Origin of the sequence: Curtobacterium flaccumfaciens, from assembly GCF_013359815.1 — a bacterium.
Lineage (GTDB): Bacteria > Actinomycetota > Actinomycetes > Actinomycetales > Microbacteriaceae > Curtobacterium > Curtobacterium flaccumfaciens.
The window spans coordinates 59,377-73,491 of the sequence record NZ_JABMCF010000039.1; the positions used below are offsets into that span (position 1 = coordinate 59,377).

14 protein-coding genes are annotated in these 14,115 nt (G+C 71.5%); 8 read left to right on the forward strand and 6 right to left on the reverse strand.

Annotation, left to right across the window (positions count from 1 at the left end):
* Positions 1-158 precede the first annotated feature (158 nt).
* The 5 genes from rlmC to HP445_RS11820 form a co-directional block, all read right to left on the reverse strand.
* Positions 159-1,310, reverse strand: coding sequence for a 23S rRNA (uracil(747)-C(5))-methyltransferase RlmC (gene rlmC / locus HP445_RS11800; RefSeq protein ID WP_128780189.1), 1,152 nt, complete (start codon positions 1,308-1,310; stop codon positions 159-161).
* 7 nt (positions 1,311-1,317) lie between these two features.
* Positions 1,318-2,184, reverse strand: a complete 867-nt coding sequence (locus tag HP445_RS11805; protein WP_254699561.1) for an SMP-30/gluconolactonase/LRE family protein — start codon at positions 2,182-2,184, stop codon at positions 1,318-1,320.
* Positions 2,185-2,224: 40 nt separating this feature from the next.
* Complete coding sequence (locus HP445_RS11810; RefSeq protein WP_071404822.1) at positions 2,225-2,845, reverse strand: DedA family protein; 621 nt, start codon at positions 2,843-2,845, stop codon at positions 2,225-2,227.
* 67 nt (positions 2,846-2,912) lie between these two features.
* Positions 2,913-3,572, reverse strand: a complete 660-nt coding sequence (locus tag HP445_RS11815; RefSeq protein ID WP_128780190.1) for a FadR/GntR family transcriptional regulator — start codon at positions 3,570-3,572, stop codon at positions 2,913-2,915.
* Positions 3,569-4,291 carry an SDR family oxidoreductase gene (locus HP445_RS11820; protein ID WP_164941145.1) on the reverse strand — a complete coding sequence of 241 codons (723 nt, stop codon included), beginning with the start codon at positions 4,289-4,291 and terminating at the stop codon, positions 3,569-3,571. Before HP445_RS11820 ends, HP445_RS11815 begins: the two co-directional genes overlap by 4 nt.
* Positions 4,292-4,336: 45 nt before the next feature.
* Between HP445_RS11820 and HP445_RS11825 the strand changes: the two genes are divergently transcribed.
* The 8 genes from HP445_RS11825 (at position 4,337) to HP445_RS11860 (ending at position 12,759) form a co-directional block, all read left to right on the forward strand.
* The gene (locus HP445_RS11825) at positions 4,337-5,089 is read left to right on the forward strand and encodes an SDR family NAD(P)-dependent oxidoreductase (RefSeq protein ID WP_128780191.1); all 753 of its coding nucleotides are present in this window, start codon (positions 4,337-4,339) and stop codon (positions 5,087-5,089) included.
* Between the two features lie 101 nt (positions 5,090-5,190).
* Entirely contained in the window at positions 5,191-8,103 is a 2,913-nt protein-coding gene (locus tag HP445_RS11830) for a Na+/H+ antiporter subunit A (protein ID WP_128780192.1), read from the forward strand.
* A complete protein-coding gene (locus tag HP445_RS11835) occupies positions 8,100-8,510 on the forward strand; it encodes a Na(+)/H(+) antiporter subunit C (protein WP_110865552.1) in 411 nt (136 codons plus the stop codon). Before HP445_RS11830 ends, HP445_RS11835 begins: the two co-directional genes overlap by 4 nt.
* Positions 8,507-10,198 (forward strand): Na+/H+ antiporter subunit D, encoded by a 1,692-nt coding sequence (locus HP445_RS11840; protein ID WP_017887554.1) that lies wholly within the window; start codon positions 8,507-8,509, stop codon positions 10,196-10,198. The genes HP445_RS11835 and HP445_RS11840 overlap by 4 nt, the downstream gene beginning before the upstream one ends.
* Positions 10,195-10,776, forward strand: a complete 582-nt coding sequence (locus HP445_RS11845) for a Na+/H+ antiporter subunit E (RefSeq protein WP_071404815.1) — start codon at positions 10,195-10,197, stop codon at positions 10,774-10,776. Before HP445_RS11840 ends, HP445_RS11845 begins: the two co-directional genes overlap by 4 nt.
* Positions 10,773-11,111: an MrpF/PhaF family protein gene (locus HP445_RS11850; protein ID WP_051597118.1), complete on the forward strand. Its 339-nt coding sequence runs from the start codon at positions 10,773-10,775 to the stop codon at positions 11,109-11,111. The genes HP445_RS11845 and HP445_RS11850 overlap by 4 nt, the downstream gene beginning before the upstream one ends.
* The gene (gene mnhG, locus HP445_RS11855; protein WP_071245814.1) at positions 11,108-11,464 is read left to right on the forward strand and encodes a monovalent cation/H(+) antiporter subunit G; all 357 of its coding nucleotides are present in this window, start codon (positions 11,108-11,110) and stop codon (positions 11,462-11,464) included. The genes HP445_RS11850 and mnhG overlap by 4 nt, the downstream gene beginning before the upstream one ends.
* 68 nt (positions 11,465-11,532) lie before the next feature.
* A complete protein-coding gene (locus tag HP445_RS11860) occupies positions 11,533-12,759 on the forward strand; it encodes an ATP-binding protein (RefSeq protein ID WP_111233592.1) in 1,227 nt (408 codons plus the stop codon).
* Between the two features lie 70 nt (positions 12,760-12,829).
* Here the strand turns inward: HP445_RS11860 and HP445_RS11865 are convergent, their stop codons facing one another.
* Entirely contained in the window at positions 12,830-14,071 is a 1,242-nt protein-coding gene (locus tag HP445_RS11865) for an MFS transporter (RefSeq protein ID WP_128780193.1), read from the reverse strand.
* Positions 14,072-14,115 lie beyond the last annotated feature (44 nt).

Sequence of the window (14,115 nt, forward strand, 5' to 3'; positions counted from 1 at the left end):
CTTGACCGTTATCAAACCGAGACAAACGGTTCTACCCGTGCATGCTATGTACCCCGCCCCAGAACCTGAACGGCTCGATGCCCATGGCCATGGTGATCGAGGCGTACCCGGGTACGTGTCCTTGGCAATTCCCTGGCAATGCCGATCGGCGGTCGGGATCAGGCGCGCGTGAGCAGGGTCACGGCCTCGAGGTGACCGGTCTGCGGGAACATGTCCAGCACCCTGGCCCGCCGCAGCCGGAACGACGGCATGCGTGCCAGGTCCTTCGCCAGGGTCACCGGGTTGCAGCTCGAGTAGACGACGTGCTGGACGTCCGACTCCTCGAGCCAGGTCGACAACCGCTCCCCGATCCCGCGACGCGGAGGGTTCACGACGACGAGCTCGGGCACCGCGTCCGGACGGGCCCGGAGGGCGTGCTCGGTCGCGTCGTCGGCGGCGAACCGGAGGCCCTCGAGGCCGGCCTCACGAGCGGACTGCTTCGCGGAGCGGATCGCCTCGGCGCTCGTCTCGATGCCGGTCACCACGCGGCCGGGACGGGCAGCGTGCAGCGCGAACCCGCCGACGCCGCAGTACAGGTCCCACATCGACGCCGGGTCGAGCTCGTCGATCCAGGCCGTCGCCTGCGCGTACAGCTCGGTCGCGACGCCGGTGTTCGTCTGGAAGAAGCTCTGCGGCCGCAGGTGCATCGTGATCCCGCCGAGCCGCATCGGCAGGGTCTCCTGCTCGGTCAGCACGATCTCGCGGGCGCCCTCGGTGACGGCCTTGTGCTCGGGCAGCAGGTTGGCGGTCACCACGACCGCGTTCGGCAGTGCGGCACGCAGGGCGTCGAGGTGCTGGCGGAGCCGTGGCAGCTGCCCCTCGGAACGCAGCACGAACCGGATCATCAGCTCGCCGTCGGGCGACTCGGTGACCAGGACGTACTTGAGCTCGCCCCGGCGCGCGGCGACGTCGTACGGGATCAGCCCGGCGGTCGAGACGAACTCGGCCAGCACGGGCAACGCGTGCCGGATGCCGGGCGTGCAGATCCCGCAGTGCCGCAGGTCGACCCCGCGCTGCCGGTGGTCGAGGATGCCGACGGTGGGGTGCTGGACGGTCCCGCCCACGACCATCTTCGCCTTGTTCCGGTACCCCGACTCCGGGCTCGTGATCGCGGGCGACCAGGAGACCGCTCCGGGGCCCCCGGCGGCCTCGACCGCGGCCTGTAGGAGCTCGCGCGTGCGGAGTTCCTTGTCGAGGACCTGGTCGGCGTAGGGCTGGCCCATGAGCGTGCACGACCGGCACACCCCGCGGTCGAAGTAGTCGCACTGCATGGCCGAGTCAGGATACGGCAGCGTCCCGCGTCGTCGTGGCGATCCGGTACACCGACGTCGTCGCGGTCAGGAACAGCGTCGTACCGTCGTCGCCGCCGAAGCACAGGTTCGACGTGACCTCCGGCACGGCGACCGCACCGATCCGGGCACCCGTCGGGTCGAACACGACGACGCCGCGGTGCGAGGACGACCAGACGTTGCCGTGCACGTCGACCCGGATGCCGTCCGGCGCACCCTCTCCGGGCTCGAGCCGCGCGAACACCCGGCCGTTCTTCAGCAGGTCGCCTCGTCGGTCGTAGGCGCGGATGACCGGCTCGTCGCCCGACGAACTCGCGATGTACAGCACCCGCTCGTCGGGGTCGAAGGCCAGGCCGTTCGGCTCGTCCAGGTCGGTCGCCACTGGTCGCAGGTCCTCGCCCGCCGGGCCGCACCGGAACACCCAGTGGTCGCCGTACTCACGCACGCCCGGGTGTCCCTCACGCGGCTGGGTGATGCCGTAGGCGGGGTCGGTGAACCAGACGCCGCCGTCCCGCGCGACCACCACGTCGTTCGGGGAGTTGAACCGGCCCCCGTCCCACACGTCGACGATCGACGTGACGGCGCCGTCGCGGTCCCGCTCGACCCGACGCAGCCCGTGCGAGCACTGCACGACGCTGCCGTCCCGGTCGAGCGTCCGGCCGTTGGTGAACTCGACGCCCTCGGCGTACGTGGAGGTCTGGCCGGAGTCGGCGTGCCACTGCAGGATGCGGTCGCCTGGGATGTCGGACCACCGCAGCGTGCGCGTCGACGGGATCCAGCAGGGCCCCTCGGCCCAGGTGCTGCCGGTGGCGATGCGCTCGAGCGCGGCGGGGTCCGGTACGAGGTCGTCGAGCAGCACGGGTTCTCCTTCGAACGGGGTGCCCAGCCTACGTTCGTCAGGCCGCGGCCGCAGCCTCGCTCCGTCGTCGGACGGCCTTCTCGATCGCGGAGATCGCGAGGCCGAGCAGGATCGACGCCACGACCGCGAGGGTCGTGACGAGGAAGGGCTGCTCGCGGCTCCAGCGCCCGGTGGCCGAGGCGATGCCGACGCAGTACGCGGCCCACACGACGTCGGCGAGCACACAGCTGAGCAGGAACCGCCGGAGGTCGAGCCCGCTGTCGGCGCCGACCAGGTTCGTCGTCAACCGGCCCATCGGGATGAAGCGTCCGAGCACCGCGATGCGCCCGGGAGCGGCACGGTAGCGGCCGTCGATGGCGTCCCGGGCCGCGCGGACCTTCGGACGCGCGAACCACGACCTCGAGCCGAGGTCGACCGACCGCGCCAGGTGGTAGAGCCCGAGGTCGCCGAGGACCATCCCGATCGACGCCGCGACGACGAGGAAGAGGACCGGCAGGAGACCGCCGTCACCGCCCACCAGGAGCGTGCCGATCGCGACGACGAGTGCCTGGCTGGGCAGGAAGACCGCGACGCTGCCCACGGCGAGCACGAGGCCGACCACGAAGAACGCCCACGGGGTGCCGACGAGCTGGACGACCAGGTCCTGTGCTGCGTCCACGACTCACCCTCCACGGGCACCGGAGGGGCGCACCGGGGTCCATCCTCGCAGGTCCGGGGCGCTCCGATCACGTGCGGTCGACGATCGCCCGCATCGTCGCGGCCGCGTCGTCCGGGCGGCCGTCGAGGACGGCGTCGGCGAGTGCGAGGTGGAGGCCGACGTCGTGCCGGTCCGGGCGGATGCTCCCGCGTTCGCGCAGTACCTGGCCGACGACCTGGTGCAGGCGTCGGTACAGGGCGTTGCCGGACAGGTCGAGCACGAGCGCGTGGAACCGCACGTCCGCGGCCACGAAGTCGAGGCGGTCGTCGCGGGTCGCGGCGGCGGCGAGCTCGTCCGCGGTGGTGCGGAGGGCCTCCCGTCGGTCCGCGCACTCGTCGAGCGCTGCCCGCCGGGCCGCTGCGGCAGCGGCGGCGGGTTCGACCGCCGCGCGCAGCTCGCGGAGCTCGACCGCCACGCGGTCACCGTCGGGGCCACGCAGACGCCACCGCACCACACGCGGGTCCAGGACGTCCCACTCCCGCGCGCCGAGGACGGTCACGCCGACCCGGCGCCGCGCGGTGAGCAGGCCGAGGGCGACGAGGACGCGGACGGCCTCGCGGACGATGCTGCGACTGGCACCCGTCAAGGCCACCAGGTCGTCGATGCTCCGGCGGCTGCCGACGGCGACCGCACCGGAGACGACGGCGGCGCCGACCTGGTCGAGGACCCGTTCGAAGGTGCTCGTCACCGCTGCGAGACCGGCGACAGCACGAGCTCGTCGATGCGCACGTGCGCCGGCGACCCGAGCACGAAGGCGACCGTCCGCCCGATGTCCTCCGGTTGGAGCATGCGCTGCCGCGCGGCCGCGTCGGGGACCTCGGGCCGCTGGTCGAGGAAGTCCGTCGCGACGTCACCCGGGCACAGGTGGGTGGCACGCACGCCGTGCTCGGCCTCCTGCTGGTTGAGCGTCCGGACGACCGAGGCCAGCGCGGACTTGCTCGCCGAGTACGCGACACCCGCCCCCGGCTGGAAGGACCACCCGGCGTACGACGACACGACGACCACGACGCCGCCGGACGACCGGAGTGCCGGCAGTGCGGCATCCACGACGGTGACGACGGCTGTGAGGTTCGTGTCCACGATCGCGCGGAAGTCGGTCAGCGACTGGTCGTCCCACCGGCGCCTCGGGGCGTTGAGCCCGGCCGCCAGCACGAGCCCGTCGAGCCGCCCGTGCCGCTCGAGCACGGTGTCCCACGCGGCTGCGACGGCGTCGGGGTCGTTCGCGTCGAGGGGCAGGACGTCCGCGGTTCCCCCGGCGCCGCGGATGGTGCGTGCGACCTGCTCGAGCCGCTCGGCACGGCGCCCGCTGAGGACCAGCGTCCAGCCGTCCCGCGCCGCTGCCTCGGCGCTCGCGGCCCCCATGCCGCTGCCCCCACCCGTGACCCAGAGCACACGCTGATCCGTCATGCTCGAATAGTATGCCTATTCAAGGCACCGACGACGGGAGCAACGATGCACCTCGACCTGACCGACCGCGTGGTGGTCGTGACCGGCGCAGCGCGCGGGATCGGCCGCACGCTCGCCGACCGCTTCCTCAGCGAGGGGAGCCGCGTCGTCGCGCTCGACCTGGCCTTCGAGCCGGACTTCCCGCTCGACCACGTCGTGTGCAACGTCGCCGACCCGCAGTCGGTGCGCGACGCTGTGGACGAGGTCGTCCGGCGGCACGGCACGATCGACGTGCTGGTGAACAACGCCGGCATCAACGTCACGGGCACGGTCGCCGAACTCGAGTGGGACGCCTGGCGCCGCTGCATGGACGTCAACCTCGGCGGCACGTTCCTGATGAGCCAGGCCGTGGCTCCGGTGATGCAGGCGGCCGGGCGCGGTCGGATCATCAACGCCGCCTCGTTCGCGGCGATCGTGCCCAGCGTCGGGAGCGCGGCCTACGCGGCGTCGAAGGCCGCGGTCGTCTCGTTCACCCGGGTGCTCGCATCGGAGCTCGGACCGTGGGGCATCACTGTCAACGCCTACGCGCCGGGCATGGTCCCGACAGCGATGAACGGCTTCGCGACGATGCCGGCCGAGGCGCAGGACCGCCTGCTCGACACCCTGGCGCTCCGCCGGTGGGAGACGCCGGACGACGTGGCCGACCTGCTCGTCTTCGTGGCGAGCGACGCTTCCGGGTACATCACCGGGACCCTGCTCGACGTCTCCGGCGGCAAGCTCGCGACCCAGATCCCCGCCCGCGCGCACGGCCGGACCTGAGCGGACTGCTGTCCGGCCGCACAGGTTCTCCACATGGCCCTCTCCGTAGGCTGTGAAAGCCCAGTGAGCCGGACTGCCGCCCGACCCCGAGGAGGTGCCCGATGGTCCTCGTCCTCGTCGCGTTCGCGATCGTCGCCCTGATCGTCCCCGCTCTGACCCCCGTCCTCGGCCGCCGCGCGTTCTACGTGGCGGCCCTCGCCCCCGCCGCGGCGGCGGTGCTGACGATCGCCCAGACCGACGCCGCCCTGCACGGCAGCGTCGTCGAACGGCACCAGTGGGTCCCCCAGCTCGACCTCGACGTCACGCTGCGGATGGACGCCCTGTCGTGGGTGCTCGCCCTCGTGGTGTCGATCGTCGGCGCGTTGGTGCTGGTCTACTGCGCCTCGTACTTCGAGCGGGACGAACCCGGGCTCGGTCGGTTCGCCGGGGTCCTGACCGCCTTCGCCGGCTCGATGTACGGGCTCGTGATCGCCGACGACGTCATCGTGCTGTTCGTCCTGTGGGAAGCCACGACGGTCTTCTCCTACCTGCTCATCGGGCACGACGCCGCGAAGCGCGCCAGTCGCGCCGCCGCCATGCAGGCGCTCGTGGTCACCACCGCGGGTGGTCTGGCGATGCTCGCGGGTCTCGTGATGCTCTCGGTCACGGCCGGCACGACCTCGCTGTCCGCGATCGTCGCCGATCCCCCGAGCGGCACGGTCGTCTCGGTGTCGGTGGTCCTCGTGCTGCTCGGGGCGCTCACGAAGTCGGCGATCGTGCCGTTCCACTTCTGGCTCCCCGCCGCGATGGCCGCACCGACCCCGGTCAGCGCGTACCTGCACGCCGCCGCGATGGTGAAGGCCGGCATCTACCTGGTGGCCCGGCTCGCCCCCGCGTTCGCGCTGCTCGACGGCTGGCGCGAGACGATCACGCTGCTCGGCGTCGCCGGGATGCTCGTCGGCGGGTACCGGGCCCTGCGGCAGACCGACCTCAAGCTCCTGCTCGCCTACGGCACCGTGGCCCAGCTCGGGTTCCTCGTGCTCGCCGCCGGCTGGGGTGCCCCCGCGGTCGCCCTGGGCGGGGTCGCGCTGCTCGTGGCACACGCCGCCTTCAAGTCGACGCTCTTCCTGGTCGTCGGCGCGATCGACCACGTCACCGGCACGCGTGACCTCGGTCGGCTCAGCGGGCTCGGCCGTGCCCGCCCGTGGCTGGCGGTCGTCGCGGTGCTCGCGCTGCTGTCGATGGCCGGGATCCCGCCGACGATCGGCTTCGTCGCGAAGGAAGCCGTGCTGACCGGGTTCACCGAGTCCCTGCACGGCCCCGACGCCGGCTGGGCATGGTTCGCCCTGATCGGCGTGACCGTCGGTTCGGTGCTCACCGTGGCCTACTCGCTGCGGTTCCTGTGGGGCGCCTTCGCCCGCAAGCCCGGCGTCGCAACCACCGAACCGCACGCCCTGCACGGCCTGGGTGTGGTGCCGTCGATCCTGGCACTGACCGGCGTGGCCCTCGGCCTGCTGACCCCGGTCGTCGCGCACGGCATCGAGCCCGAGGCGACGGTGGCCTCGCTCCCCGGCGAGGAGGTCCCGCACCTCGCGCTCTGGCACGGCCTCGAACCCGCACTCGGCCTGTCTGCGATCACCCTGGTCGGCGGCCTCGCACTGTTCGCCCTGCGTCGTCCGGTCGAAGCGCTCCAGCACCGGCTCGCGGGGTTCCCGAGCGCTGCGGGCACGTACCGGCACGGCATGCGACTGCTCGACCGTGGGGCGACCGGACTCACCGCGAGCCTGCAGCGCGGCTCGCTCCCGTACTACCTGACGGTGATCCTGTCGGTCTTCGTCGCCGGGGCGCTCGCCAACCTGGTGCTCGGCGGGCCGTGGGAGTTCCACGTCCGGTTCGCCGACTCGTGGGGTCAGATCCCGGTGATGATCGTGATGTCGATCGCGGGCATCGCGGTGCTCACGGCGAAGACCCGGTTCGCCGCCGCGGTCCTGGTCGGCGTCACCGGCTACGGCCTCTCGGTGCTGTTCGTCCTGCACGGCGCCGTCGACCTCGCCCTGACGCAGCTCGTGGTCGAGACGGTCACCCTGATCGCCTTCGTCCTGGTGCTCCGACGACTGCCCCCGCGCATCGCCACGACCAACCCGTCGCGGTTCCGGGTCGTGCGGGCGCTCTTCGCCGGGCTGGCGGGGCTGACGCTGGCGATCGTCGTCGTCGTTGCTGCCTCGGCCCGAACGGCACGCCCCCTCTGGCCCGACCTGCCCGCACTGACGAGCTCGTTCGGGCACGGTCTGAACGTCGTGAACGTCGCCCTCGTCGACCTGCGCGGCTGGGACACCCTCGGTGAGCTCACCGTCGTGGTCGCCGCGGCCACCGGCGTCGCGAGCCTGATCTTCGTGAACTCGCGCGAGGACACCCTGCCGCGACTGCGCGACCTGCCGGAGACCCTGACCGCGAACGGCGAGCGCACCGACGGTGAACCCCGCGCCTGGCTGCCGACGAGCGCCGCGATCCCGACCGGCCGTTCGGCACTGCTCGACGTGGTCGTCCGCCTGCTGTTCCACGGCCTGATCGTGCTGTCGGTGTACCTGCTGTTCGCCGGGCACAACTCGGCCGGTGGCGGGTTCGCCGGTGGCCTGGTCGCCGGCATCGCGCTCGCGGCCCGCTACCTGGCCGGCGGCCCGGCCGAACTCGGCGCCGCAGCCCCGGTGCGTGCCGGTCGTCTGCTCGGCCTGGGGGTCGCGACGGCAGCCATCACCGCGATCGTGCCGCTGTTCTTCGGTCGCGAAGCCCTGTACTCCGAGTTCTTCGAGGCCACGGTCCCGATCCTCGGGCACGTCGAGTTCGTCACCGCCACGTTCTTCGACATCGGCGTGTACCTGGTCGTCGTCGGCCTGGTGCTCGACGTCCTCCGCAGCCTCGGTGCCGAGGTCGACCGGCAGCGCCTCGAGGACGCCTCGACCCCGACCCGCGACACCACCGAGGGGTCCGTCAGCGACGCCCTCGATGCCCCCACCCCGGAAGGGAGCGCCACGTGACCGTCACCCTCGTCCTCGTGATCGCCATGGCGGTGCTGTTCTCGTGCGGCGTCTACCTGCTGCTCGAACGCTCCCTGACCCGGATGCTCCTCGGCTTCCTGCTGCTCGGCAACTCGCTCAACCTGCTGCTGCTGGTGATGTCCGGCGCCGCGGGCGACCCGCCGATCGGCAAGAGCGCCGAGGGCATCACCGACCCGCTCCCCCAGGCGTTCGCCCTGACCGCGATCGTGATCACCTTCGCCGTGAGCGCGTTCCTGCTGGCCCTGATCCACCGGTCGTGGCAGCTGTCCCGCGCCGACGAGGTCGAGGTCGACGAGGCCGACGCAGCCATCGGCCGCGACCGCGACGAGGCGGCCGACGAGGACCCGGAGACCACCACCGACGCAGAACAGGAGGCGACCCGATGACCTGGCTCGTCCCGCTCCTCGTCCTCGTCCCGCTGCTCGGTGCCGCGGTCGCGCTCGGACTCCTCCGGCACCAGAAGCTGCAGCGTGCGATCACCGTCGTGGTGCTCGTCGTGGCCCTGGCCGTCGCCGCCACGCTCATGGTCCTGGTCGACCGGCACGGCACGATCGTGGTGCAGGTCGGCGGCTGGGACGCCCCCTACGGCATCTCGCTCGTCGTCGACCGGCTCAGCGCACTGCTGCTCACCGTCAGTGCGAGCGTCCTGCTGCTCGTCCTGCTCTTCTCGATCGGGCAGGGCCTGGCCGCCGACGACGAGGACGCCCCGGTCACGATCTTCTACCCGACGTACCTGGTGCTCGCCGCCGGCGTGCTCGACTCGTTCATCGCCGGTGACCTGTTCAACCTGTACGTCGCGTTCGAGATGCTGCTGGTGGCGAGCTACGTGCTCATCACGCTGGGTGGCAGCGAACAGCGCGTCCGGGCCGGCACGACGTACATCGTCACGAGCCTGATCGCGTCGGCGATCTTCCTCGCCGCCATCGGGCTGGTCTACGGCGCCACCGGCACGGTGAACATCGCCCAGATCAGCGAGCGCGTCGCCGACCTGCCGGAACACGTCCAGTTGCTCCTGCACACGATGCTGCTGATCGGGTTCGGCATCAAGGCGGCCGTGTTCCCGCTGGCGTTCTGGCTGCCGGACTCGTACCCGACGGCCCCGGCGCCGGTCACCGCGGTCTTCGCGGGCCTGCTGACGAAGGTCGGCATCTACGCGATCATCCGGCTCGAGACGGTGATCTTCCCGCGACCACAGCTCAACGAGGTGCTGCTCGTCGTCGCCGCACTGACGATGGTGGTCGGGGTGCTCGGCGCGGTGTCGCAGACCGACGTGAAACGGCTGCTGTCCTTCACGCTGATCAGCCACATCGGCTTCATGGTGATGGGCGTCGGCCTCGGCACCGTCGCGGGCACGGCGGCCGCGGTGTTCTACACGGTGCACCACATCGTCGTGCAGACCACGCTGTTCCTGGTGTCCGGCCTGATGGAACGCGTCGGCGGGACGACCTCGACCCGGTCGCTCGGCGGACTGCTGAAGGCCGCACCGCTGCTGGCCGCCCTGTACCTGATCCCCGCGTTCAACCTGGGCGGGATCCCGCCGTTCTCCGGCTTCATCGGCAAGCTCGGTCTGTTCCGCGCCGCCGCCGAGGACGGCTCCCCGATGGCCTACGTCACCATCGGCGCCGGCGTCGTCACCTCACTGCTCACCCTGTACGCGCTCATGCGGGTCTGGGACGCCGCCTTCTGGCGGCCGAAGCCGGCGGCCGAGGCCGCCGCCCCGCACGCGACGAGTGCCGAACCGCACGCCCACCTGCGGTCGCCGGAACCGGCGCCGCTCACCGTCTCCGAGGAGACGGGCGAGGCGTACCACCCGGGAGGCTCGGTGACGGTCACCGACGCACCGCACGCGGCCACCGCCTCCAGTCCGACCACCGGCGCGACCGAGGCGGTCGGCGAGGCTCCCGAGAAGGTGCGCCTGCCGCGCATGCTCGTCGGCGTGACGACCGTCGCGGTGCTCGGGTCCGTCGCCCTGACGGTCGTCGCCGGCCCGCTCTACGGCTACGCGACCCGCGCAGCGGAGTCGCTGGAGTCGCCCGACCGCTACGTGCAGGCCGTGCTCGGAGGTGAGCGATGACCGACGTCCGCCGCATCTCGAACGCCCGCCGGATCGCGCTGGCGTGGCGCTACGACGTGCCCCTGGTCGCGGGGCTCACCGTGCTCTGGGCGCTGCTCTGGGGGTCGTGGACCCCGCTGACGCTGCTGTGCGGCATCGTCGTGGCGCTCATCGTCACCCAGGCGCTGCCGCTCCCGCCGGTCCCCCTGTCCGCACGGTTCTCGATCGTGCACGTGCTGCGGTTTCTGGTGGTGTGGTCCGGGCTCGTCGTCGTGGCGTCCTTCCGGGTCGCCTGGGTCGCGTTCCGACCCCGCGGTGTGCGGCGGAGCTCGATCACGCTCGTGCAGCTGCACTCGACCTCCGAGATGACCTTCACCCTGGCCACCCTCGCGATCTCGCTCGTGCCCGGCTCGTACGTCGCCGACGTGGACCTGCGGCGCCGTCGCCTGCTGCTCCACGTGCTCGACACCGAGCGCCTCGAGCAGGTCGAGGACGAACGCCGCGTCGCACTCCGGATCGAGGCCATGGTCATCCGCGCACTGGGATCCAAGCAGGACGTCTCCGAGCTGTCCGAGCCCCTGCCGGAGGTGACCCGATGAGCCCCGCCGTCGTCGTGATGGGCATCGCCGTCGCGCTCGTGCTCGCGCTCCTCGGGGCGACGTTCGCCCTCGCGGTGTTCCGCATCGTGCGCGGCCCGACCATCCTCGACCGCATGATCGGCTCCGACATGGTGCTGACCACGGTGCTCGTGGTGATCGCCGCCGCGATGGTCATCCGCCAGGACCTGACCGGCATCCCCGTGCTCGTGGTGATCTCGGCGACGAGTGTGTTCGCCACGGTCGCCGTCGCCCGGGCCGTCACGCCCTCGGCTGACCCGTCCGACGAGGGACTGACCGTCACCACCCCCGAGCGCGCCGAGGAGGACCAGTCGTGATCGAGATCATCGAGTCGTTCGTCGACGACGCCGGCATCCGGGCGTGGATCGCCATCGGGCTGCTGCTCGTCGGGTCGCTGCTGTCGCTCGGCGCCGGGGTCGGCATCGTCCGGTTCCCGGACCCGCTCGTCCGCCTGCACGCGATGGCGAAGCCGCAGGTGCTCGGGCTCGCACTCGCGCTGGCCGCCATCGTGGTCGCGGTGTGGACGTGGACGGCGTTCTGGGTCGTGCTGCCGATCATGGTGTTCCAGCTGTTCCTGGTGCCGGTGTCGACGCACATGATCGCGCGCGCCGGCCTGCGTGCCGACGACTACCGGCACGAGGACCTGCTCGTCGACGACACGGAGTCCTGACGGTTTACGAGCGTTATCTCATTTTATGTGCGATCACTAAAGCAGGATAAACTCGATAAGCTCCCGCCGTGGACAGCGTCAGGAATCCCTACACGCCCAATGCAGGCGCCACTCCGGAGATCGTGGCCGGCCGCGTCGAGCACACGCGGGCCTTCGAGGTACTCCTGCAACGCCTCTCCCGAGGACGCACCGACCAGTCGCTGATCATGACCGGTCTCCGCGGCGTCGGCAAGACGGTGCTCCTCAACGAGTTCGCCGACCTTGCTCGGACCGCGAAGTGGGAGGTCGTGGAGTTGGAAGCGAGCAAACACGACGACGGCCAGTTCCGGCAGACGATCGCCTCACTGCTCCGATCAGCCCTGCTCCAGATCTCTCCACGGAAACGGTGGACGGACCGCGCACGTCGAGCAGCCGAAGTCCTCACCGCGTTCGGGATGTCCGTCGCCCCGGACGGCACCTGGTCCATGACCTGGGACGTCGAGCCAGCTGAAGGGCTCGCTGACCACGGCGATCTCGCCTTGGACCTGACCGACGTCCTCGTCGCGCTGGGCGAAGCCGCTCAGGAGCACGGACGCGGTGTCGCGATCCTCGTCGACGAGGTGCAGTTCCTGCGGTCCGCGCAACTCGAAGCGCTGATCCAAGCCCTGCACAAGACCGTGCAGCGGAAACTCCCGATCACCTTCGTCGGGGCTGGACTCCCCCAGATCGCAGAACTCGCCGGGGATGCGAAGTCCTACGCAGAGCGGCTCTTCCGGTTTCCCGAGATCGATTCGCTCGGCGAGGACGACGCACGAGAGGCGCTCATCCGCCCCGCGGAGCTCGAGGACGCGTCCTACGATCCCGACGCGGTCGATCTCGCACTGGAGATCACCAAGGGCTACCCCTACTTCATCCAGGAGCTCGGGTACCAGGCCTGGGAGATCGCGGCCGGGCCGGTCATCACCCTCGACGACATCGATGCAGCCCGCGAGGGCTACCTCACGAAGCTCGATAGGTCGTTCTTCCGTGTGCGACTCGACCGGGCCACGGGGCTGCAGACCGCGTACCTCCGCGCGATGGCCGAACTCGGACCGGACGCCCACAAGGCTTCTGACGTCGCAAGAGTGCTGCACCGAGAATCCACCCAACTCGGGCCGACGCGCGCAGAACTCATCGACATGGGTCTCCTGTACACACCGGAACACGGGTTCGCCGCCTTCACTGTGCCGGACTTCGACCAGTTCATGCTGCGGGCGGTACCGGAGCTCGTGATCCCGGAAGTGCGGCGGCGCCCCCGCCGCAGGACCGGTTCTTGACTCTGACGGACGGGAGGCCCGTGGCGGCGTCGCCACGGGCCTCCCGTCCGTCAGGTGGTCACGTTCGCGGTCAGGCGGTCGCGACCCGGCGCGGGAGCAGCAGGTTGCCGACCGCGGCGACCACGACGATCGCGGCGGAGACCGCCGGCAGCAGCATCGCTGCGGCGGTGCCGTGGTGCTCGGCGACGTCCCCGGTGATCGCGGAGGCGATCGACTGCCCGACGATGACGGCCGACCCGAGGATCGTCATGGTGGTGGCGGACCGGCCGACCGGTGAGCGGTCCGAGCCGAGGCTGTACTGGGCGACCAGGGTCGGCCCGATCCCGATGCCCATGATCGCGAGGACGACGCCCGCGGCGAGGACGGAGTCGGCGCTGGCGAACGCGACCGCACCGGCGAGGAGCACGACGCCGAACAGGAGCCAGCGCCAACCGAGGCCGAACGACCGCGGGAACGCTGCCGACCCGAGTGCCAGCCCGGCGGAACCGATGCCCATCAGGCCGTAGAGCAGGCCGGCCTGCGAGGCTTCGCCGTGGGTCTCCATGAAGGCCGTCAGCGAGGTGAGCGTCGAGCCGAAGAACAGGCCGATGCCGAGGATGCCGACGACCACGACGACGAGCCGCGGGCGCAGGAGCTGCCGTGCGGGTGCCTGCGTCGACTCCGCGTGCTGGCCGACCACGAGCTTGCCGGTCGGGTGCAGCGCGAACGCCGTGACGAACACGAACGTCAGGACCGAGGCGCCGGCGACGGCCACCCACGGGGCGATCGCGCTGGCGAGGATGCCGACCAGGAACGGGCCGATGATGAACACGGTCTCGTCGGCGGCGGACTCGTAGGCCATCGTGCCGCTGAGGGTCTTCTCGCGCCGCGCCGGGGCCATCCGCTGCCGGATGATCGCGACGAGCCGGGTGCGGGACATCGGGGCGACCTGCGGGGCCGAGGCACCGATGCAGAACGCGACCGCGAGGACGGCGAGGTCGGGCGCGGTGCCGCTGACGACGAACGGGAAGAACCCGAGCAACGCCGCGTTCACCAGGCCGACGGGGACGAGCACCGCCCGCTGGCCGTAGCGGTCGGCCGCGGCGCCGACCATCGGGCCGAAGATCGCGGAGCCGATGCCGACGGCGGCGGAGTTGATGCCGCCGAGGGCGACGGAGTCACGGGCGGCGACGACGAGGGTCAGGACGCCCACCACCATCATCGCGAACGGGAGCCGGGCGATGAACGCCACGGGGAAGTACCAGCGGCCGGCGAGGGAGACGAGTGAGCGGTCCGGAGCGGGCGGGGCGTCGGTTGAGCGGGTCTGGAGCATCGGGGTTGTGCCTTCTCGGCCCGCCCGGTTCAGTGGCGGCGGAC